This is a genomic window from Pseudoalteromonas phenolica (assembly GCF_044788725.1).
Classification (GTDB): Bacteria; Pseudomonadota; Gammaproteobacteria; order Enterobacterales; family Alteromonadaceae; genus Pseudoalteromonas; species Pseudoalteromonas phenolica_C.
Genome location: NZ_CP173161.1, coordinates 1,630,365 through 1,650,811, shown reverse-complemented (window position 1 = coordinate 1,650,811; position 20,447 = coordinate 1,630,365). Strand labels below are relative to the sequence as shown.

Genomic DNA, 20,447 nt, shown 5'->3' with positions numbered 1-20,447 from the left:
TTTCCAAAGCCGTCGCTATAAACCCGTACAAATTAAGTCTCAAACTTCAAAATTTGATTGATGTCATGATTTCACCTCTTTTAGGTATCTTTTTTTTTGCAAAAAAATTACTATTACCGTGCAAAAAAAAGGGTTTCTCAAGCTTGTTTTTTAAGCGTTTTTATTCGTTTTAAACGTTTTTTGAACAAGATTGTGAAATAAATAATAGGGCCTGCTTAGCAGGTAATTCATTTCTAATCGCAACAATTGCAGCGGAATCCAGAAAATGAGCCAATCAGTAGCATCACAATCTGAGTACAATTATACTGTTGTACGCCAATTCGCTATCATGACAGTGATTTGGGGCATTGTTGGTATGGGTGTAGGTGTGCTTATTGCAGCGCAGCTCGCTTGGCCAGCTTTGAACTTTGACACTCCATGGTTAACTTACTCTCGACTTCGTCCGTTACATACGAACGCTGTTATTTTCGCATTTGGTACAAGTGCATTATTCGCAACATCTTATTATGTTGTGCAACGTACCTGTCAAACGCGTCTTTTCTCTGACAAGCTAGCTGCTTTCACCTTCTGGGGTTGGCAAGCAATTATCCTAGCTGCAGCTATCACTCTGCCTCTTGGTATTACAACTTCAAAAGAATACGCAGAACTAGAGTGGCCAATCGATATCGCGATTGCTGTAGTATGGGTATGTTACGCTGTTGTTTTCTTCGGTACTTTAATCAAGCGTAAAGTGTCACACATCTACGTGGCTAACTGGTTCTACGCTGGTTTCATCATTACCGTTGCTGTTCTGCACATTGTTAACAGCATGGCTGTTCCTGTATCTCTAACTAAATCATATTCAATCTACGCAGGCGCTGTAGATGCAATGGTTCAGTGGTGGTATGGTCACAACGCTGTAGGTTTCTTATTAACAGCTGGTTTCCTTGGTATGATGTACTACTTCGTACCTAAGCAAGCTGGTCGTCCAGTTTACTCATACCGTTTATCGGTTGTTCACTTCTGGGCACTTGTTTCTCTTTATATTTGGGCTGGTCCTCACCACCTACACTACACAGCTCTACCTGACTGGACTCAGTCTCTAGGTATGGTTATGTCAGTAATCCTATTCGTTCCTTCTTGGGGTGGTATGATCAACGGTATCATGACGCTTTCTGGCGCATGGCACAAACTTCGTACAGACCCTGTACTTCGTTTCTTAGTTGTATCGCTTTCTTTCTACGGTATGTCTACGTTCGAAGGCCCAATGATGGCTATCAAGTCAGTAAATGCTTTATCTCACTACACTGACTGGACTGTTGGTCACGTACACTCAGGTGCGTTAGGTTGGGTTGCTATGATTTCAATCGGTGCAATTTATCACTTAATCCCTGCACTATTTGGCCATGGCAACATGTATAGCGTTAAGCTTGTTAACACACACTTCTGGTTACACACTGTAGGTGTAGTTTTATACATCGTTGCAATGTGGATCTCTGGCGTAATGCAAGGTCTAATGTGGCGTGCAGTTAACTCTGACGGTACATTAATGTACAGCTTCGTTCAGTCTTTAGAAGCTTCTAAACCTTTCTACATTATGCGCTTTATTGGTGGTGTATTCATCGTAGCTGGTATGCTTGTTATGGCTTATAACACTTACCGTACTGTTACAGCGAGAAGTGGTTCTTTAACTGCTGACGCTAATACACAAATGGCATAACAGGGGTGTAAAGTATGAGCAATAATAACTCTACCAACAAACATGAAATCGTAGAAAAGAATGTTGGCCTTATGGCTATTCTGACTGTTTTCGCGATTAGCTTTGGTGCACTTGTAGAAATTACTCCACTAATGTTCCAAAAAGACACAACTCAACCTGTTGATGGCTTACGCCCTCTAACAGCGCTTGAAATGGAAGGCCGCGATATTTACATCCGTGAAGGTTGTTACAACTGTCACTCACAGATGATCCGTCCTTTCCGTGATGAAGTTGAGCGTTACGGTCACTACTCTGTAGCTGGTGAATCAGTATGGGACCACCCATTCCAATGGGGTTCTAAGCGTACTGGTCCTGACTTAGCACGTGTAGGTCAACGTTACTCAGATGACTGGCATTATGCACACTTAATGGACCCTCGTTCAGTGGTTCCTGAGTCAAACATGCCAGCTTATCCTTGGTTAGATGAAAACGTACTAGATGGTAACTTAACCGCTAAGAAGCTTGAAGTATTCCGTGGCTTTGGTGTGCCTTACACTGATGAGGACATTCAAGGTGCAGAAGCTGCAGTTAAAGGCAAAACAGAAATGCAAGCCCTTATTGCTTACCTTCAGCAACTTGGCACACACTTGAAGTAATTTGATATGGATTACGGCACATACAGAGGCATTTTGACTCTGGTAATTTTGGTACTATTTATTGTGATAGTTGTGTGGGCATACAGCAAGCGTACAAAAAATCGTTTTGACGATGCTGCTAATGCTATTTTTGAAGATGAAAAAAAACACAACAGCACAATCTCTAATGAGGAAAAGGAGTCTGAAAAATGACTAGCTTTTGGAGTATTTGGGTCATTGTATTGACCATCGCATGTTTGGCTATTATTTTCGGCCTTCTGCTTTGGAACCTGAAAAACTATACAGGTGTCAAAGAAGGTGAAAGTTGTGGTCATGAGTTTGACGGCATTGAAGAATTAAACAATCCATTACCTAAGTGGTGGACTTACTTATTCTTCGCAACATTTGTTTGGTCAGTTTACTACCTAGCAATGTATCCAGGTCTTGGTAATTTCCAAGGCTTCTTGAAGTGGACAAGTTCTAACCAAGGTGTAACTTCTGTTGAAGAGTCTAAGCAAGCTACAGCTGCAGCGAAAGCAAACGGCGAGTGGGTTCAGTTAGACCAAGAGTATGTTGCCGCCGATGAGCGTTTTGGTCCTATCTTCCAAGCATTTGCTAAGCAAGACATCGAAACACTAGCTGCAAATGACGAAGCACTAGAGATCGGTCAACGTCTATTCGCTCAAAACTGTGCACAGTGTCACGGTTCTGATGCGCGTGGTGGTATGGGCTTCCCTAACCTAACAGACAACGATTGGTTATACGGCGGCAAACCTGACCAAATCAAAGCAACTCTACTTCACGGTCGTGTTGCGGCGATGCCTGGTTGGAAAGACGCACTTGGTGAGCAAGGCATTAAAGAAATGACAGCTTACGTATTAAGCCTTTCAGGTCGTAAAGTTAACCAAAAAGATGCTGACGCAGGTAAAGCTAAATTTGCAATGTGTGCAGCGTGTCACGGTATGGATGGTAAAGGTTCAGTTGCTCACAACTTACCTTTCGGTGCACCAAACCTAACTGACAACATTTGGTTGTACGGTGGTTCTCAGCGCGCAGTTGAAGAAACACTAGCGAACGGCCGTGCTGGTGTAATGCCAGCTTGGAAAGACATTTTAGGTGAAGAAAAGGTTCACCTATTAACAGCTTATGTTTATAGCTTATCTCAGAAAAAATAAGCGATTAGCTAAGATTATTTGAGATCAAAAAAGCCTCCATTTGGAGGCTTTTTTTTAGGTATTTATTAGCAAATAAGATAATATAGCAACACAGTTTTTTATCTTTGAGCACGCTATGAACCCTACCCCTTGGTATAAGAATTTTTGGCCTTGGTTTTTAATGTTTTTCCCTGTTGCAACAATTATTGCCTGTATTGGTTTAGTTGTTTTCGCTGTTGGGAATGGTCCTGATATGGTTGTAGATGATTACTACAAAAAAGGCAAAGCGATAGATTTAGAGCTCAGTAAATTTAATAAAGCAAAAGCGCTTTACTTACACGGCGACTTAGACGTAAGTGAAGACAGCGTCACTTTTACTTTCACGAAAGGCGATTTTAGCAAAGTGACTGCAATTAAAGCTTCTTTTTACCACCGTACTATCAAAAAACATGATTTTACCGCAACTTTGTTAGCGAATGCGTCTGGTAGCTACACTGCCCTACTAGAAAATGTTCAGACTGGCGCTTATACAATTTTCTTAGAGCCAATGGACAACAGTTGGAAGATGAAAGAAGATTTATTAATTCCGACAACAGAAACAATAAAAGTCTCGCCTGAATACAACAAATCACTGAAGTAAGTTTATGTCTAAGTCTTGTTTCCATTGCCTAGAGCCAATACCTTCGGGTTTCGATGACCATGTTCATTATGAAGGTAAAGATGAGTCAGTTTGTTGTATCGGATGCAAAGCAGTTGCTGAAACGATTATTTCTCAGGGAATGACTGATTATTATAAATTTCGAACAGACACCGCTGGTAAAGTTGATGTTTTAGTACCGGAGCAGTTATCTCTTATAAAGAGCTATGATAATCAAGACATACAAGCAGACTTTGTAACTTCACAAGGTAACTTATCTGAGGTCTTACTCAGTGTTGAAGGCATTAGTTGCGCAGCATGTGCATGGTTAATTGAAAAGCAACTACTCGCTATTGAAGGCGTAGCACGCGTAGATGTTAATACTTCGACATATCGCGCCATGATCCTCTGGAATAAAGACAAAGTACTTTTAAGTGAAATAATTAAAGCACTGATGGAAATTGGATACAAAGCCTATCCATTCCAAGCTGATGACGAAGCAGCTCAGAAACAAGCAACAGCAAAGGCCTATATTCGCCGTTTAGGTGTCGCTGGTTTAATGACCATGCAGGTCATGATGTTCGCCTTTGCGATGTATTTCGGCATGTTTTCTGGCATGGAAGAGGACTTCGAGCAATATTTTAGATGGATCAGCCTCGTTCTTGCGACGCCAGTTATCCTCTATTCAGCACTCCCTTTCTTAACCAATGCCGTGAAAGGATTGAAAGCGAAGCAGTTAAATATGGACTTGCCCGTTTCTCTCGCAATATTTGGGGCTTATGGTGCCAGTGCTTATGCGACTGTCATGGAAGTGGGTGAAGTTTATTTCGAATCTATTTGTATGTTTACCTTTTTGCTCTTACTGGGCAAATATCTTGAGTTTAGAGCCAGACTTAAAGCCTCTGAATTCACTGCAAACCTGCAAAAACTATTACCTTTAACAGCCAGAAAACTGTTGGACGACGGCACTGAAGATGTTGTCGCTGCTCGTAATCTAAAATTAAATGACAAAGTACTCATTAAGGCCGGTGAAACCATTGCTGCAGATGGTATTGTCATCTACGGCAGCAGTACAGTCGATGAATCTATGATGACAGGTGAACATCTACCTGTTAAAAAACAACTAAACAGCCAAGTATTTGCGGGTACAGTCAATCACGATGGTCTAATGACAATCGAAATCAATAAAATTGGCCAAAATACGCTCCTGAACCAAATCATTCGGCTGCAGCATAATGCGTTAAGCAAAAGACCAAAATTGGTTGAGGTAACAGACAAAGTTGCCCAATGGTTTGTTGCGTGTTTGCTTGTATTTGCTTCAATGACTGCGATTGGCTGGTATCAGATTGATCCTGAACAAGCTTTCTGGGTGACAATCGCCGTGCTTGTTGCCACTTGTCCTTGTGCGCTTAGTTTAGCTATTCCTACCGCATTAACCTGTGCTGTTGCCACGTTAACCAAAAAAGGCATATTAATCAAAGAAGCCCATGTGCTCGAAACACTAACAAAATTAACTCGTGTTGCATTTGATAAAACCGGCACTTTGACCGAAGGTAAATTTTCAATCGCAAAAACAGAGCTATTTTCATCTGAATTCACAGAAGAAAAAGTACTCGCTCTTAGTGCTAGCTTAGAAAAATACTCTGAGCACCCTATTGCCGCAGCCTTTTTAGAACATGCTTCTGAATATCACGAGCTTAACGACGTCACTGTTCACCCAGGTATTGGGATCAGTGCCAAACTTGGAATAAACGAGCTTTCTCTTGGTAAAACAGGTTGGTTTGGAGTTAGAGACAGCCAAGCTCAAGCTACTTTATTTATCAATCAAGAGCCGATTGCTGATTTTTATCTCACTGATAAAGTCAGAAGTAATGCATTAAGTGTTATCGAACACCTAAAAGGCTCAGGCTTGACTTGTCATATGTTAACAGGCGATAGCTCAAACGCCGGTGAAACCCTATCAAAACAGCTGAAATTAGACAGTTTCCAATCAAACTGCTCACCAGAGGAAAAACAAAAAGCCGTTGAATCTTGGTCAAAAAACAATGAGATTGTGGCCATGATCGGTGATGGTGTTAACGACAGCCCTGTATTTAATAGTGCGCACTTATCAGTTGCAATGGAAACTGGTGCTGATATTTCAAAAAATACCGCTGACGTCGTGTTACTGAAAAGTGATTTAAACTCAATCAACACATTGAGAGAGGTCGCAATTAGCACTCGTCGTATAGTTAAACAAAACCTCGCTATTTCACTATGCTATAACGGTTCAATTTTACCACTTGCTGCACTTGGATTAATTCCACCATGGGTTGCAGTAATCGGTATGACAACCAGCTCTATTGTTGTTATTTGTAACTCTTTAAGGTTATTAAAACTATGAGTATTATCTATATTCTGATCCCTATCGCGATCCTATTTGTAATTATCGCAATCGGGATTTTCTTTTGGGCTGTGAAAAGTGAGCAGTTTTCTGACTTAAATAAACAAGGCCACAGTATTTTATTCGAAGACGATAAAGACAAACATACTAAAAGCAGTAATGAACGAGATTAGTTTATTCAGTGCATTCATTATGGGGTTAGTAGGCAGTGGTCACTGTATAGTCATGTGCGGTGGTGTTGCTTCAAGCCTTCAACTTGCAAGTAAAAATTTACCAGCGGTCAAAGTCAGCCTTGCATATAACTTTGGCCGTATAACAAGCTATTGTGTCGCAGGGTCCCTAGTAGCAACACTTGGCGCCAGTTTTGCCAAACAAAATACAAGTTTTGCGCTAGGTGTAAAGATTTTTAGTGGGGTCTTTATGATCTTACTCGCGCTTTACGTGATGCGCCTTGCTAACACACTCAAATTTGTTGAAAGTATGGGTAAAACCCTACTCTGGCAACATATCGTCAAATTCAATAAGCTTTTCTTACCCGTTGATAGTTTAAAAAAAGCATTTGGCTATGGCATGTTATGGGGGTGGCTACCATGCGGGTTAGTATATTCAGCTTTAATTTGGACTTTGCAAGCAGAGTCAACATTGCATGGTGCAAGCATTATGATGGCATTCGCCTTGGGTACTTTACCAGCTATGCTAACCATTGGGCAATCAGCCCAACATCTTAGCCGCTTTTTAAATCACAATCTGGTAAGATTAGCGCTAGGCAGTATTTTTGTATGGTATGGATTCTATCTACTAATCATTGCAACTGATAAATTAGTACATTAATCTATGTCGTGCGTCTAATTTTAATGGATTTATTATGGATTTAAGCAATCAAAACCGTTCTAAAGGTAACTGTACTATCAGTTGTAATAACTGCAGTATCAGTCAGTTATGCTTACCATTCTCTCTGAATGGTAGTGAAATGGACAAACTAGATGAAATCATTGAGCGTAAAAAGCCGCTTCACAAAGGTGACTTCCTATTCGAATCGGGTAATGCGCTAAACTCAATTTTTGCTGTTCGCTCTGGCTCGTTTAAATCCTACACACTTTCTGAACAAGGTGATGAACAAATTACAGGTTTTCATTTAGCGGGGGATTTAGTTGGTTTCGATGCAATTAATAAAATGCAGCATCAAAGCTTTGCACAAGCCCTAGAAACATCAATGGTATGTGAAATCCCTTTCGAAACACTTGACGAATTAGCAGGAAAATTACCAAAGCTTCGTCAGCAAATCATGCGCCTGATGAGTAATGAGATCAATTACGATCAAGAAATGCTGTTACTTTTAAATAAAAAGACTGCCGAAGAGCGATTAGCGACATTTATTTATAACTTATCAAATCGTTTCGGTGAACGTGGTTTCTCACGTAAAGAATTTAGATTTACCATGACTCGAGGTGAAATCGGGAACTACTTAGGCCTAACAGTTGAAACGATTAGTCGCCTTCTAAGCCGTTTCCAAAAGGCTGAGATCATTAAAGTTGAAGGTAAGTTTATTACTATCTTAGACATTCCGGGCTTGGCAAAAACTGCTGCAATTAGTTGTTGATCTAAGGCAACTTTCTCACCGTTTATACTTTCACCTTTGGCTAGATGCGTTACACTAAACGTGTACAATTTAGCCAAACAGGTGAATTCCATGGACCAAATTAAGCATATCTTAGCCGTTGTAGATCCAACTAAAGAACAACAACACAGTTTACAACGCGCAGTCAGTTTAGCTCAGAAGACTGGCGCAAAAATCACAGCATTCCTTTCTATTTACGATTTCTCATATGAAATGACCACCATGCTTTCTAAAGAAGAGCGTGATGCTATGCGTGACGCAGTCATTAAAGACAGAGAAGCGTGGCTAGATGAATTAACCGCAACTTTTGTCGACATTGAAATAAAAAAACAAGTTGTTTGGCATAACCGTCCTTTTGAGGCCATTATAAAAACGGTTATTCACAGTGATTATGATTTAGTGGTTAAAAGTACCCATCAACACGATACATTAAAATCTGTTATTTTTACGCCAACTGATTGGCATCTAATCCGTAAATGCCCTGCACCTGTTTTACTCGTAAAAGACCATGCTTGGCCAGAACATGGTCATGTACTTGCTGCCGTGAATGCAGCATCTGACAACGAACAGCACCAAGCCCTTAACGATCGGATCATTACTGATGCTAAGTTCATCTGTAACATTGCCGATGCAAAACTCAGTATCGTTAACACTTACCCAGCTACACCAGTCAATATTGCTATTGAGATCCCCGAGTTTAATCCATCTCAATATAATGAGGCTGTAAAAAAGCACCACGAAGATGAAACTTATGCGTTGGCTGAAAAGTTTTCTTTAGAGCGCGGTCAATGCGTTATCAAAGAAGGTCTGCCTGAAGATGTAATTCCTTATGTCGCAAAAGAGTTTAAATCAGAACTTGTTGTGATTGGTACTGTTGGCAGAACTGGTCTAAGTGCAGCTTTAGTCGGGAATACTGCAGAGCACGTTATCGATAGTTTAGATTGCGATGTATTAGCTCTCAAACCTGATGGATATAAAAGCCCACTAGAAGATTAATTATACTGCGCCAAACCACCTTAGACGTGCATTTTAAGGTGGTTTGGGTATAATGCGCCCTTATTTTTTCCGTCATTTAAATAGGGGGCCGAGTGTCTCACTCAAAAGAAGCCAAAACCGCTTATAACCTGAATAAACTTCAAAAGCGTCTGCGTCGATTAGCTGGTCAAGCTATTGGTGATTTCAACATGATCGAAGAAGGCGATCGTGTCATGGTTTGCCTTTCTGGCGGTAAAGATAGCTACACCCTGTTAGATGTGCTTCAACATCTTCAGCGCGTTGCCCCTATTAAATTTGACGTGTTTGCGATCAACCTTGACCAAAAACAGCCGGGCTTCCCAGAGCATATTTTGCCTGAATATTTAGATGGTCTAGGCATCGAATATAAGATCGTTGAAGAAGACACTTATAGCATTGTAAAAGATAAGATCCCTGAAGGTAAAACAACTTGCTCACTATGCTCACGTCTTCGCCGCGGCATTTTGTACCGCACAGCAAAAGAAATGGGCGCGACTAAAATCGCCCTTGGTCACCACCGCGATGACATGATTGAAACCATGTTTTTAAACATGTTCTACGGCGGTAAGTTAAAAGGCATGCCAGCCAAACTCATGAGTGACGACGGTCAGCACATGGTGATCCGCCCTCTGGCTTACTGTAAAGAAGCTGATATTGAACAGTACGCAACAGCGCAAGCGTTCCCGATTATTCCTTGTAACTTGTGTGGCTCTCAAGAAAACCTTCAGCGCAAACACGTTAAAGCCATGTTACATGAGTGGAATAAATCAAACCCAGGTCGTATTGAGAGTATCTTCACAGCAATGCAAAACGTCGTACCTTCGCATTTAGCAGATGGTGAGTTGTTTGATTTTAAAAACCTGCAAACCGGTGAAGTGATTGACGGCGGTGATATTGCCCTTGATAAACCTGACTTCAAAGAGCCAGTAATGGAACAGGAAGAAGTGTATAACTCAGTAAAAATCCAACCTATCGAGTTGGTTTAATCCTCTTGAACAAAGCCGCTAATTCATTTAGCGGCTTTTTGCTGCGAAAATCATAAATTACAACAATAACTCTTCCCATAATTTCAGCTCTATTTAACTTACAACGAATGAAGCTGTTAGACCAACTGATTTAAAGTTAGGTCAAGCCTACTTATAAATCTCAGGCATAAAAAAAGCGACCAATTGGCCGCTTTCTTCATTTAAAACAACAATTACGCGTCGTTTTGCTCTTCTTTTGCTTTTTCAACTGAAATAGCAAGTTCAGTTAATGCATCCGGGTTTGCAACACTTGGCGCATTTGTCATTAAACAAGATGCCTGCGTTGTTTTCGGGAACGCAATCACGTCACGAATATTGTCTGTTCCGCAAAGTAGCATAACCAGACGGTCAAGACCGAATGCAAGACCTGCATGTGGCGGTGTTCCGTACTTAAGCGCGTCAAGTAAGAAACCAAACTTATCTTCTTGCTCTTGCTCTTCAATACCTAGAATGCGGAATGCAGCTTGTTGCATATCGTTATTGTGAATACGAACCGAACCACCACCTACTTCATAGCCATTCAGTACCATGTCATATGCATCACTGATGGCAGCTGCTGGGTTAGCTTCAAGTTCTGCAGCAGAGATATCTTTTGGTGCAGTAAATGGGTGGTGTACTGCATGAAGGTTTCCTTCGTCGTCTTCTTCGAACATCGGGAAGTCTACAACCCATAATGGTGCCCACTTGTTTAGATCTGTAAGTTCAAGATCTAAACCTACTTTCAGACGTAACGCGCCCATAGCTTCGTTTACAACATTGCGCTTATCAGCACCGAATAGGATGATGTCACCAGTTTGCGCATTTGTGCGCTCAAGCAGTGAATTAATGACTTCTTCATTTAAGAATTTAGCAATTGGAGATTGCACACCTTCAACGCCTGCGTCACGGTCATTAACTTTCATCCAAGCTAGACCTTTCGCACCGTAGATACCTACAAACTTTGTATATTCATCAATTTGCTTACGAGAAAGCTTTGCACCACCTGGTACAGTTAATACTGCAACACGACCTTTTTCATCGTTTGCAGCTGCAGCTAATACTTTGAACTCTACATCTTTAACAATATCAGCAACATCAACAAGCTCTAACGGGTTACGTAGGTCTGGCTTGTCTGAACCATAACGGCTCATCGCTTCGCTGTAAGGCATTGTTGGGAACGCACCTAAATCTACATTTAGAAGTTCTTGCCACATTTCACGAATTAAACGCTCAGTTACTTCACGAACTTGATCAGACGTCATGAATGACGTTTCTAAATCGATCTGTGTGAATTCAGGCTGTCGGTCAGCACGTAAATCTTCATCACGGAAACACTTAACGATTTGATAGTAACGATCGAAACCAGACATCATCAGTAATTGCTTGAATAACTGAGGAGACTGAGGTAACGCATAAAAACTACCTTTGTGCACACGACTCGGTACTAAATAGTCACGGGCACCTTCTGGCGTCGCTTTAGTAAGCACTGGCGTTTCGATGTCTAAGAAGTCATTTGTGTCTAAGAAACGACGCACAAAGCTGCTTGCTTTAGCACGAAGCTTAATTCTGTCTGACATTTCAAGGCGACGCAGATCTAAGTAGCGATACTTTAAACGACGCTCTTCAGAGTTTTGCTGGTTAAAGTCTAGTGGTAATGGCTCAGAACGGTTAATAACCGTTAAACTAGTGCCTAAAATTTCAACTTCACCCGTTGCCATATCTTTGTTGATTTGGCTTTCAGGACGCGCACGTACAGTACCCGTTACTTTTACACAGAACTCTTGACGTAACGTATTAGCCACATCCATCAGACCTTCAACTTCAGGGTCAAATACCACCTGAACTAACCCTTCACGGTCACGTAAGTCGATGAAAATTAGACCACCTAAGTCACGACGTTTGTTGATCCAACCACATAGTTCTACTTCTTGACCAACATGGCTGCTGTTTAAATTTCCGCAGTATATAGAGCGCATAGCATTCCTGTTTGTTCAGCAAGCTTAGTGCTGAACTTCGTTTAATGAAAAAATTGCTCCAATTATATAAAAATCGCAGTTAATGTCATCCTTGAAGTGCCGAGCTTTCGCAATAGTTTGTAAATTTTCCAACTAATGCGCGTATTTGTTACACTCTCGTGCTCATATTAAGTCATTTATTCAGAAATATGCTTTATTTAGGTTGCCCACAATGGAGTAGCACTCACTGGAAAGGTCGTTTTTTTTCGTCTAACTGTGCGCCAAGCAATATGCTCTCAGAATATGGTCAAATCTTTAACACTGTTGAAGGTAACACCAGTTTTTATGCTGACCCCAAACCTGACACCATAAAAAAATGGTATCAATCAGTGCCTGAGGATTTTAAATTTACCTTTAAGATACCGAGACGCTTTAGTCATGACATGGCGTTACAACATTGCCAAGATGACTTAAAAGTTTGGCTTGATTTGTTCAGCCCGCTTTTCCCAAAAATCGGACAAGTAATGCTGCAATTACCCAAATCATGTGGCCCTGAATATTTACATCGAATTGAAAACTTCTGTGCTTTATTGCCTGATGAGCTTAATCTTGGCGTTGAAGTAAGACATTTAGGCTTTTTTGATAAAGGCGATACTGAGCGTCATTATAATCAATTTTTGATGAAGCATAATTACAACCGCATCATGATGGATACGCGCCCTCTTTTTAGTGAAATACCAAACACAGAAGCGGTCATTGATGCTCAGGCTAAAAAGCCTAAAGTACCACTTCACGTAATAGCCACCAGCAATGCGCCTATCATCAGGTATGTCGGCACATCAAACCTTGAAGACAATAGAGCTTTTTACAAACCTTGGTTAAATAAAATTCGTTTGTGGCTTCAAGAAGGCAAAACTCCCTATGTGTTTTTCCATACCGCCGATAACTATGACGCACCGCTTTTAGCTCGACAATTTATTGCTGATTTAGGTCTTGAACATAATGTCAGTTTGCCATTTCCTGCTGAAAAAGAAGCAAAGCAAAACTCATTGTTTTAGAATTGAATCAAATTAGAATAGAGAACTACCAGTGCCCCACCCTTACATACACTATTTCAGTCATTACCCTGAGAATATTCAAGCGCAAGTCGATATGCTTATCAGTAATAATAAGCTACTAACGTTTTTCAAAAACAAATACCCTGTCGGTCATTCACTAAAAAACGATAAATTGCTTTTTGAATTCACGAATGAGCTCAAGCAAAGATATTTGAAGAATGCCCCTAAGCTGCAACAGGTTCAGTACAAAAAACAAAAAGATTTGGTTAAAAATGCACTAGGCACACACACCTTTAAAAGCCATCAACATGGTGGAAAATTAAAAGCTAAACACGAAATCGCCATTGCAGATCAACTTCGTTTAGCACCTGAACCACTCCTAAAAGCTTTAGTTGTCCATGAATTAGCACACTTCAAAGAGAAAGATCACAATAAAAGTTTTTACAACCTGTGTTGCCATATGGAGCCTGAATATCATCAGCTTGAACTAGAGTTGAGGTTGTTTTTAGTGCTCCAGCAAGAGCAACTTAGTTTTTATTAAGCACAATAAAAGCAGGCGATGCCTGCTTTTCTATTCAAACTTTAATTTTTATAGACCTAATTCAGCCATGAAATCATCGTCAGCATCATCGCTTTCATCATTACTTGCAGCGGCTTTTGTTTTAGAAGCATCTTGTTTCGCTTTATTAGCCTTGGCTTGATTTTCAATAATTGAATCTGGATCCACCGATTCAGCAATGTCGAAATCATGTAGTTTAATAAACTCAGTCTTGTCCATCGCTAATTCAAGGTAGAAAATATTCTGGTTTTGCGTCGTGAATGTAACACGACGCGCCTGAGGGCGATCCATCGTCGTATCTACAGAGATTTGCACCTGCTTGTTAATCGCCATCATCTTAGGCTGATTCTGTGTAATAGATGTGTGTAGTTGTTCACGAACCTTACCAGTGAAATCACCGACCATTTGGTTCATTAACTCACCTAATACGTTTGATACGTCATCAGACAAGTGACTCTGTGCAATTTCTTCTTCCGGCATACCCATGTTACGCATGTAATCTTGGTAAATTTCCATCGCCGCTTGCTGAGTGAAGTTCATCACAACAAGCCCTGTGAAGCCGCCATCGAACAATACAAAACAACCAATATCAGGTCGCATGCATGTACGCGTGATTTTTTGCACCATTGCTGAATATGAAATTTGATTGCCACTAGCTGAGGACAAAACTTCGGTCACTGAGTGGCACAGGGTTGATAAAATATCTTCTGTGCTAATCACTTTGTTTCTCGCCATTTTTTTCTCTTTGTTATCTAACCGAACTTGCGCATAAGATATGTGACTAGTTAAGAAGTTACAACAACAATGTAACATTAAAAACAAAATTACAATCAAGCTGTATGTTTAGCGAACAACTTTTATTTATTCACAAGCACTTCATTAACTTTAGAAGCTAATTAGGCTTTCTACAAATGTAAGAAGTCGAATTATCAAATTGTTATAATTTTTTACTGAACTTATTTGATTTAAAACCTATTTATTTATATCTGGATTTGTTTAGACGAGATATTTTCGCTAAAGGCCATGTAAAAATAAGGCAAATAGCCATTACCAAAATTGATTCAGTTTGATCTTTAACTACTGAAAAATAAGTACATGAAAGAATGGTCGTGACTATCGTTAGCCATAATGTAATGTACAAAAAACGGAACTTATGAAAAAAGTCGCAAAGCTTTAAAAACAACATGCAGAAATCCTTGCATAGAAAAACAGAACTAAATAGTAGTCCATACAATTTAATAGATAATTGATCATATCGACATTTTAAGCAAATTTTTAATAAATACTTTCAAATTTTTAACCTAATCGCCTAAATACAATTAATCCCTGACTAATTTTTCAAAAATGCTAAAATAACCAGATTATTTTTAAAGAGAGATACACAGTGACTGGCAAAGACAGTATTTACGCCAATCAAATTGAAGTGAAAGACTTTACTTTCGACGCTAATGTTGTTGAAGTTTTTCCAGACATGATCCAACGCTCCGTGCCAGGATACGCAACAATAGTCAGTACCATGGGCAAACTTGCGGGCCAGTTTGCGCAAAGCAACTCTAACTTATACGACTTAGGTTGCTCTTTGGGTGCAGTGACTTTGAGTATGCGTCGTAATATCGAAAAAGAAAATTGTACTATTATCGCCATTGATAACTCTGAACCTATGGTAGAACGCTGTAAACTTCATCTAAAAGGCTTTAAATCCGACGTACCAGTTGAAGTAAACTTAGCCGATATCAATGATGTTAATCTTGAAAATGCCAGCGTTGTTGCAATGAACTTTACCTTACAGTTTATTCCGCCTGAGCAACGCCGTGCATTGCTAGAAAAAATTTACAATAGCCTTAAGCCTGGTGGTGTACTTCTACTCAGTGAGAAATTTCGTGGCGAAAATGAGCAAGCAGATAACTTACTCATTGATTTACACCATGACTTTAAACGTCATAACGGCTACTCAGAATTAGAAATAAGTCAAAAGCGTACTGCTATCGAAAATGTGATGCGCACAGATTTACTGAGCACTCATCTGACGCGCTTATCTGATATTGGCTTCTGTCAAACTCAGGTTTGGTATCAATGCTTCAACTTCTGCTCAATGGTTGCGATTAAATAACGGAATTAAAATGAATACTTGGTTTACAGATTTTTACGCGGCCATTGCCAAAGGCCCGCTTAGTCACTGGTTAGATACACTTCCGGCGCAATTAACACATTGGCAAAAAGAAGCACAACATGGTGATTGGCCGAAATGGGAGAAGGTACTTAAGAACCTACCAGAGTCAAACACACAGCATATTAATATCACAGATAAAGTTGAGTTTGGTCTGGAGACAGAGTTATCTGAAGGCCACACAAAACAACTGACACACTTACTAAAGCGCATGATGCCGTGGCGCAAAGGCCCTTTTCATATCCATGGCATTCACATTGATACTGAGTGGCGCAGTGATTGGAAATGGGACCGCTTAGTTGAGCACATTAGTCCACTTCATGGACGTACTGTTTTAGATATCGGTTGCGGCTCAGGTTACCATTTATGGCGTATGAAGGGTGCGGGTGCAGAGTTTGTCGTTGGTATTGACCCATCAGACTTATTTTTATCGCAATTCCAAGCTATAAAACATTTCAATCAAGATGAAAACGTACACCTTTTACCGCTCGGCGTTGAGCAATTACCAGAGCTAAAGGCCTTTGATACCGTTTTTTCAATGGGTGTTTTATACCATAGACGCTCTCCGATTGATTTTCTTGCGCAGTTGAAAGCCCAATTACGCAAAGGCGGCGAACTCATATTAGAAACTCTGGTAGTTGAGGGCGATGTACATACTGTATTAGTACCTACAGATCGCTATGCGAAAATGCGTAATGTCTGGTTTATTCCAAGCGCAGCAGCATTAACCTTATGGCTTGAGCGCGTCGGGTTCAAAAATATTCGTGTAGTCAACGAAGATGTCACGTCATTAGATGAGCAAAGACGTACTGAGTGGATGGAGACAGAATCTCTGGCTGATTTCCTTGACCCGAACGACCCAACTAAAACAATCGAAGGTTATCCTGCCCCACTTCGCGCGATAATCATCGCAGAGTCTTAATATTTAATATTAAGTACATATTGCTTTAAAAATACGCAGCATAATTAGCTGCGTATTTTATTTGTGAAGGATATCTGTCCTTACCACTTAGATTCAACTAGCCCCACCTAAGCAATTGTTGTAAAATACGCGCGTTTCTAAGCAACCCCTATTAGCAAATTTGAGGAAAACCTGTGAGCGAGAATAAACAGTCTCTTAGCTACAAAGACGCTGGCGTTGATATTGATGCGGGTAACGCACTAGTTGAGCGCATTAAAGGCGTAGTGAAAAAAACTCGTCGCCCAGAAGTAATGGGTGGCATCGGTGGTTTTGGTGCACTATGCGAACTTCCAACTGGTTATAAAGAGCCTGTATTAGTTGCTGGCACAGATGGTGTTGGTACAAAACTTCGCCTTGCTATCGATCTTAAAAAGCACGACACAGTAGGTATCGACCTAGTTGCAATGTGTGTAAACGACCTTATCGTTCAAGGTGCTGAGCCACTATTTTTCCTTGACTACTATGCGACAGGCAAACTAGACGTTGACGTTGCTGCTGACGTAGTAACTGGCATTGGTAAAGGTTGTGAGCTTTCTGGCTGTGCGCTTATCGGTGGTGAAACTGCTGAAATGCCGGGTATGTACGAAGGTGATGACTATGATATGGCTGGCTTCTGTACTGGTGTTGTAGAGAAATCAAAAATCATCGACGGTACTAAAGTAGCAGCTGGCGACCAACTTATCGCACTTGCTTCAAGCGGCCCTCACTCAAACGGTTACTCGCTTATTCGTAAAGTACTAGAAGTATCAGGCGCAGATACAAATTCTGAATTCGAAGGTAAAACATTAGGCGAACACCTAATGGAACCTACACGTATTTACGTTAAATCTATCTTAGAACTACTAAAAGACGTAGACGTGCATGCGCTTTCACACATCACTGGTGGCGGTTTCTGGGAAAACATTCCGCGCGTATTACCTGAGTCGGCAAAAGCGGTTGTTAAAGGCGATAGCTGGCAATGGCCTGCAGTGTTCAACTGGTTACAAGAAAACGGTAACATTGAAACACACGAAATGTACCGTACATTCAACTGTGGTGTTGGTATGATTTTAGTGGTTCCTGCTGACAAGCTTGAGCAGAGCCTTGAGATCTTAAAAGCACAAGGCGAAGATGCTTGGCACATTGGTGAAATTCAAACTGCAGCTGCAGGTGAAGAACAAGTAGAAATCATTGGTGGTGCTGAGTAATGTCAGCATCGCGTATTGTTGTTTTGATTTCAGGCAGCGGGTCAAACCTGCAAGCCATTATGGATGCTTGCCAAAGTAAGCAAATCAGTGGTGATGTTGTGTCTGTTATCAGCAATAAGGCCGATGCTTACGGCCTAACACGCGCAGAGAACGCAGGCATTAAAACCTGTGTTCTTAGCCACAAAGATTTTGCTTCACGCGAAGACTATGATGCACAACTTGCACAATTAATTGACTCTTTTGACCCAGATCTAGTTGTATTAGCCGGATTTATGCGTATTCTTACTCCTAGCTTAGTGCAAAAATTTAAAGGAAAAATGTTGAACATTCATCCTTCTTTGTTGCCTAAGTATCAAGGGCTGAATACCCACCAAAGAGCAATAGATGCAAAAGACGACGTGCATGGCGTAAGTGTCCACTTTGTAACAGAAGAATTAGACGGTGGACCTGTTGTTTTACAAGCTAGAGTGCCAATTTTAGCGGATGATACAGCAGAGTCACTTGCCCAGCGGGTTCACGAACAAGAACATATAATCTATCCTTTGGCGGTCCAATGGTTCAGCGAACAGAGACTAACAATGGAAGCAGACTATGCCGTTTTTGACAATCAACCCCTTCCACCGCAAGGCGCGCACTACCCAGAATAAAAATATTAGCGCTTGGTTTATTGCACTAAGCGCTATTTTCTCAGCATCAGTTTTTGCTAATACACTTACTCCTTATAGAGCTGAGTACGAAGTAAGCCGTAAAGGGTCTATTCAAGGTACTGCCCTTCGCGAATTAACTAAAAATGCTGATAATACTTACATTCTCACCTACCAAAGTGATATTGAATGGATGATCTTTTCTGATGAACGTAACGAAAGATCTAAATTCAAATTCTTAAACGGTCAAGCTGTACCGCTTGAATATGCGATGTCTCGTAAAGGTACGGGTCCTGACAAGCAATATAATCTTGTGTTTGATCAAACAAAAAAACAAATTATCGCAAGTAAGAAAAAGCAGCCATTAAAAGTAGATTGGAAAGAAGATCAAAAAGATTTACTCACTTATCAACTACAGCTACGAAATGACTTAAAAGCAGGAAAAACTTCATTTAGTTATCCAATCATTGACAAAAATGGCAGTCAGCGTAATTACGATTTCGAAATTGATGGAAAAGAAACTATTACACTTCCTATTGGTAATGTTGAAACCATCCGTGTAAAACGTCTATATGATAATGATAAAAGGCAAGCAACTGCTTGGTTTGCACCTGAATATGATTATTTACTCGTTAAAATGTATAAAGGCAAGGAAGGGATTGAACAATTCCAAGTCCAACTAAAACAGTATGACAAATAAAGTGACCTCACCGACATAACAAAAAAGCCAAGCATTCGCTTGGCTTTTTGCTTTTTTACACAGAAAAATGCTAAATTTTCTCGCCTAACTTAAACAAGGCAAATTCGCCAGGTTCCATCTTTTGCCATTGCTCATCGTTAGTAAGTGGGCGAGTTGCAATCACAGTAACCACATCATTTGGTGTAGTTTCTTGCTGAAAATCAACAACCATATCCGCATCAATTAATGTCGCTTTTCCAAATGGTGCTCTTCGGGTGATCCAATGCAAATTATTTGTGCAAAAAGCCAAAACAAACACACCATCTGTCAGTAGCATGTTGAAGACGCCCTTCTCTCTTAATTCGTTAGCGAGCTTGGCAGCATAGCGAAACACCGACGCCATATTCGAAGGACGTTTTGGATATTTCTCGCGGATTTTGTCTAAAATCCAACAAAATGCCAGTTCACTATCGGTATTACCAACAGGTTTATAAAATTCTGGTTTTAAATCTTGGTAATTTGAAAGCTGACCATTGTGTGCATACGTAATTTCACGGCCCCAGAGCTCACGGGTAAATGGGTGGGTATTCTCTAAACATGTACGACCACGATTGCCCTGACGAATATGGCTTATTACCGAAACACTTTTAATCGGGTAAGCTTTGACTAGTTTCGCAATTTCAGATGTACAACTTGGCTCTGGATCTTTAAAGGTGCGACAGCCTTTACCCTCGTAAAATGTAATGCCCCAACCATCTTTATGAGGACCAGTATTGCCTCCGCGCTCTAAAAGTCCTGAAAAACTAAAACAAATATCCGTAGGAACGTTGGCAGACATGCCCAAAAGTTCACACATTTATATAAAACCCTTTTAAATCAATATAACGCGATAAAGAAAATGCTTGCTGGTCACAGTTTTAGTCTCACATTGAGTATTTAAGTGATGTGAGCGCTTCACTATTCTTTTCGTTTTAACAATATAAAACAGAGCATATTATGACAGTATTCGAATACGGATAACACTAAGAAAAGTAAGGTTTATAGAAGCAATTGTTCGAACATATAAAAAAAGCCCCATAAAGTATGGGGCTGGTTGGTAGATTTTATTAACTGA

General features: G+C 40.4%; 21 protein-coding genes. 18 read left to right on the top strand and 3 right to left on the bottom strand.

The window, feature by feature from the left end; genetic code table 11:
• Positions 1 to 265 precede the first annotated feature (265 nt).
• The 11 genes from ccoN (at position 266) to ttcA (ending at position 10,105) form a co-directional block, all read left to right on the top strand.
• Positions 266 to 1,699, top strand: a complete 1,434-nt coding sequence (gene ccoN / locus ACH784_RS07570) for a cytochrome-c oxidase, cbb3-type subunit I (RefSeq protein WP_404394740.1) — start codon at positions 266 to 268, stop codon at positions 1,697 to 1,699.
• Between the two features lie 14 nt (positions 1,700 to 1,713).
• On the top strand, positions 1,714 to 2,334 hold the full coding sequence (gene ccoO, locus ACH784_RS07565; RefSeq protein ID WP_404394739.1) for a cytochrome-c oxidase, cbb3-type subunit II: 621 nt from the start codon (positions 1,714 to 1,716) through the stop codon (positions 2,332 to 2,334).
• Positions 2,335 to 2,340: 6 nt separating this feature from the next.
• Entirely contained in the window at positions 2,341 to 2,526 is a 186-nt protein-coding gene (locus ACH784_RS07560) for a cbb3-type cytochrome oxidase subunit 3 (RefSeq protein ID WP_404394738.1), read from the top strand.
• Positions 2,523 to 3,488 carry a cytochrome-c oxidase, cbb3-type subunit III gene (ccoP, locus tag ACH784_RS07555; protein WP_404394736.1) on the top strand — a complete coding sequence of 322 codons (966 nt, stop codon included), beginning with the start codon at positions 2,523 to 2,525 and terminating at the stop codon, positions 3,486 to 3,488. The genes ACH784_RS07560 and ccoP overlap by 4 nt, the downstream gene beginning before the upstream one ends.
• 115 nt (positions 3,489 to 3,603) lie before the next feature.
• Complete coding sequence (locus ACH784_RS07550) at positions 3,604 to 4,107, top strand: FixH family protein (protein ID WP_404394734.1); 504 nt, start codon at positions 3,604 to 3,606, stop codon at positions 4,105 to 4,107.
• A 4-nt stretch (positions 4,108 to 4,111) separates the two neighbouring features.
• Entirely contained in the window at positions 4,112 to 6,487 is a 2,376-nt protein-coding gene (locus ACH784_RS07545; protein ID WP_404394733.1) for a heavy metal translocating P-type ATPase, read from the top strand.
• On the top strand, positions 6,484 to 6,660 hold the full coding sequence (gene ccoS, locus ACH784_RS07540) for a cbb3-type cytochrome oxidase assembly protein CcoS (RefSeq protein ID WP_404394732.1): 177 nt from the start codon (positions 6,484 to 6,486) through the stop codon (positions 6,658 to 6,660). The genes ACH784_RS07545 and ccoS overlap by 4 nt, the downstream gene beginning before the upstream one ends.
• Positions 6,647 to 7,318, top strand: coding sequence for a sulfite exporter TauE/SafE family protein (locus tag ACH784_RS07535; protein ID WP_404394731.1), 672 nt, complete (start codon positions 6,647 to 6,649; stop codon positions 7,316 to 7,318). The genes ccoS and ACH784_RS07535 overlap by 14 nt, the downstream gene beginning before the upstream one ends.
• Before the next feature lie 34 nt (positions 7,319 to 7,352).
• Positions 7,353 to 8,087, top strand: a complete 735-nt coding sequence (locus ACH784_RS07530) for an FNR family transcription factor (protein WP_404394730.1) — start codon at positions 7,353 to 7,355, stop codon at positions 8,085 to 8,087.
• A 90-nt stretch (positions 8,088 to 8,177) separates the two neighbouring features.
• The gene (gene uspE / locus ACH784_RS07525) at positions 8,178 to 9,101 is read left to right on the top strand and encodes a universal stress protein UspE (RefSeq protein ID WP_404394728.1); all 924 of its coding nucleotides are present in this window, start codon (positions 8,178 to 8,180) and stop codon (positions 9,099 to 9,101) included.
• Positions 9,102 to 9,193: 92 nt separating this feature from the next.
• The gene (gene ttcA, locus ACH784_RS07520; RefSeq protein ID WP_404394727.1) at positions 9,194 to 10,105 is read left to right on the top strand and encodes a tRNA 2-thiocytidine(32) synthetase TtcA; all 912 of its coding nucleotides are present in this window, start codon (positions 9,194 to 9,196) and stop codon (positions 10,103 to 10,105) included.
• Between the two features lie 212 nt (positions 10,106 to 10,317).
• On the opposite strand, the gene aspS is transcribed toward ttcA, so the two are convergent.
• Entirely contained in the window at positions 10,318 to 12,099 is a 1,782-nt protein-coding gene (aspS, locus tag ACH784_RS07515) for an aspartate--tRNA ligase (protein WP_404394726.1), read from the bottom strand.
• A gap of 188 nt (positions 12,100 to 12,287) precedes the next feature.
• Between aspS and ACH784_RS07510 the strand changes: the two genes are divergently transcribed.
• Together ACH784_RS07510 and ACH784_RS07505 are read left to right on the top strand one after the other, a co-directional pair.
• Positions 12,288 to 13,136, top strand: a complete 849-nt coding sequence (locus ACH784_RS07510; RefSeq protein ID WP_404394725.1) for a DUF72 domain-containing protein — start codon at positions 12,288 to 12,290, stop codon at positions 13,134 to 13,136.
• 31 nt (positions 13,137 to 13,167) lie between these two features.
• Complete coding sequence (locus tag ACH784_RS07505; protein ID WP_404394724.1) at positions 13,168 to 13,677, top strand: M48 family metallopeptidase; 510 nt, start codon at positions 13,168 to 13,170, stop codon at positions 13,675 to 13,677.
• 48 nt (positions 13,678 to 13,725) lie between these two features.
• Here the strand turns inward: ACH784_RS07505 and ACH784_RS07500 are convergent, their stop codons facing one another.
• Positions 13,726 to 14,430, bottom strand: a complete 705-nt coding sequence (locus ACH784_RS07500; protein ID WP_404394722.1) for a DUF3334 family protein — start codon at positions 14,428 to 14,430, stop codon at positions 13,726 to 13,728.
• A 649-nt stretch (positions 14,431 to 15,079) separates the two neighbouring features.
• Between ACH784_RS07500 and cmoA the strand changes: the two genes are divergently transcribed.
• The 5 genes from cmoA to ACH784_RS07475 all read left to right on the top strand — a co-directional run bounded on the left by cmoA (position 15,080) and on the right by ACH784_RS07475 (position 19,354).
• The gene (cmoA, locus tag ACH784_RS07495) at positions 15,080 to 15,805 is read left to right on the top strand and encodes a carboxy-S-adenosyl-L-methionine synthase CmoA (RefSeq protein WP_404394720.1); all 726 of its coding nucleotides are present in this window, start codon (positions 15,080 to 15,082) and stop codon (positions 15,803 to 15,805) included.
• A 10-nt stretch (positions 15,806 to 15,815) separates the two neighbouring features.
• Positions 15,816 to 16,784 carry a tRNA 5-methoxyuridine(34)/uridine 5-oxyacetic acid(34) synthase CmoB gene (gene cmoB, locus ACH784_RS07490; RefSeq protein WP_404394718.1) on the top strand — a complete coding sequence of 323 codons (969 nt, stop codon included), beginning with the start codon at positions 15,816 to 15,818 and terminating at the stop codon, positions 16,782 to 16,784.
• Between the two features lie 173 nt (positions 16,785 to 16,957).
• The gene (purM, locus tag ACH784_RS07485) at positions 16,958 to 18,010 is read left to right on the top strand and encodes a phosphoribosylformylglycinamidine cyclo-ligase (protein WP_058029576.1); all 1,053 of its coding nucleotides are present in this window, start codon (positions 16,958 to 16,960) and stop codon (positions 18,008 to 18,010) included.
• A complete protein-coding gene (purN, locus tag ACH784_RS07480; RefSeq protein ID WP_404394717.1) occupies positions 18,010 to 18,657 on the top strand; it encodes a phosphoribosylglycinamide formyltransferase in 648 nt (215 codons plus the stop codon). Before purM ends, purN begins: the two co-directional genes overlap by 1 nt.
• Positions 18,602 to 19,354, top strand: coding sequence for a DUF3108 domain-containing protein (locus ACH784_RS07475; protein WP_404394716.1), 753 nt, complete (start codon positions 18,602 to 18,604; stop codon positions 19,352 to 19,354). Before purN ends, ACH784_RS07475 begins: the two co-directional genes overlap by 56 nt.
• 70 nt (positions 19,355 to 19,424) lie before the next feature.
• On the opposite strand, the gene ACH784_RS07470 is transcribed toward ACH784_RS07475, so the two are convergent.
• Positions 19,425 to 20,189: a class II glutamine amidotransferase gene (locus tag ACH784_RS07470; RefSeq protein WP_349286090.1), complete on the bottom strand. Its 765-nt coding sequence runs from the start codon at positions 20,187 to 20,189 to the stop codon at positions 19,425 to 19,427.
• Between the last annotated feature and the right edge of the window lie 258 nt (positions 20,190 to 20,447).

Coding starts and splice junctions, on each gene's coding strand:
- ccoS (WP_404394732.1), top strand. CDS start 6,484: ATGAGTATTATCTATATTCTGATCCCTATCGCGATCCTATTTGTAATT.
- ACH784_RS07550 (WP_404394734.1), top strand. CDS start 3,604: ATGAACCCTACCCCTTGGTATAAGAATTTTTGGCCTTGGTTTTTAATG.
- ACH784_RS07500 (WP_404394722.1), bottom strand. CDS start 14,430: ATGGCGAGAAACAAAGTGATTAGCACAGAAGATATTTTATCAACCCTG.
- ccoP (WP_404394736.1), top strand. CDS start 2,523: ATGACTAGCTTTTGGAGTATTTGGGTCATTGTATTGACCATCGCATGT.
- ACH784_RS07475 (WP_404394716.1), top strand. CDS start 18,602: ATGCCGTTTTTGACAATCAACCCCTTCCACCGCAAGGCGCGCACTACC.
- ACH784_RS07535 (WP_404394731.1), top strand. CDS start 6,647: ATGAACGAGATTAGTTTATTCAGTGCATTCATTATGGGGTTAGTAGGC.
- ACH784_RS07470 (WP_349286090.1), bottom strand. CDS start 20,189: ATGTGTGAACTTTTGGGCATGTCTGCCAACGTTCCTACGGATATTTGT.
- ccoO (WP_404394739.1), top strand. CDS start 1,714: ATGAGCAATAATAACTCTACCAACAAACATGAAATCGTAGAAAAGAAT.
- ACH784_RS07530 (WP_404394730.1), top strand. CDS start 7,353: ATGGATTTAAGCAATCAAAACCGTTCTAAAGGTAACTGTACTATCAGT.
- purN (WP_404394717.1), top strand. CDS start 18,010: ATGTCAGCATCGCGTATTGTTGTTTTGATTTCAGGCAGCGGGTCAAAC.
- ACH784_RS07560 (WP_404394738.1), top strand. CDS start 2,341: ATGGATTACGGCACATACAGAGGCATTTTGACTCTGGTAATTTTGGTA.
- cmoB (WP_404394718.1), top strand. CDS start 15,816: ATGAATACTTGGTTTACAGATTTTTACGCGGCCATTGCCAAAGGCCCG.
- ACH784_RS07545 (WP_404394733.1), top strand. CDS start 4,112: ATGTCTAAGTCTTGTTTCCATTGCCTAGAGCCAATACCTTCGGGTTTC.
- ACH784_RS07510 (WP_404394725.1), top strand. CDS start 12,288: ATGCTTTATTTAGGTTGCCCACAATGGAGTAGCACTCACTGGAAAGGT.
- ccoN (WP_404394740.1), top strand. CDS start 266: ATGAGCCAATCAGTAGCATCACAATCTGAGTACAATTATACTGTTGTA.
- aspS (WP_404394726.1), bottom strand. CDS start 12,099: ATGCGCTCTATATACTGCGGAAATTTAAACAGCAGCCATGTTGGTCAA.
- uspE (WP_404394728.1), top strand. CDS start 8,178: ATGGACCAAATTAAGCATATCTTAGCCGTTGTAGATCCAACTAAAGAA.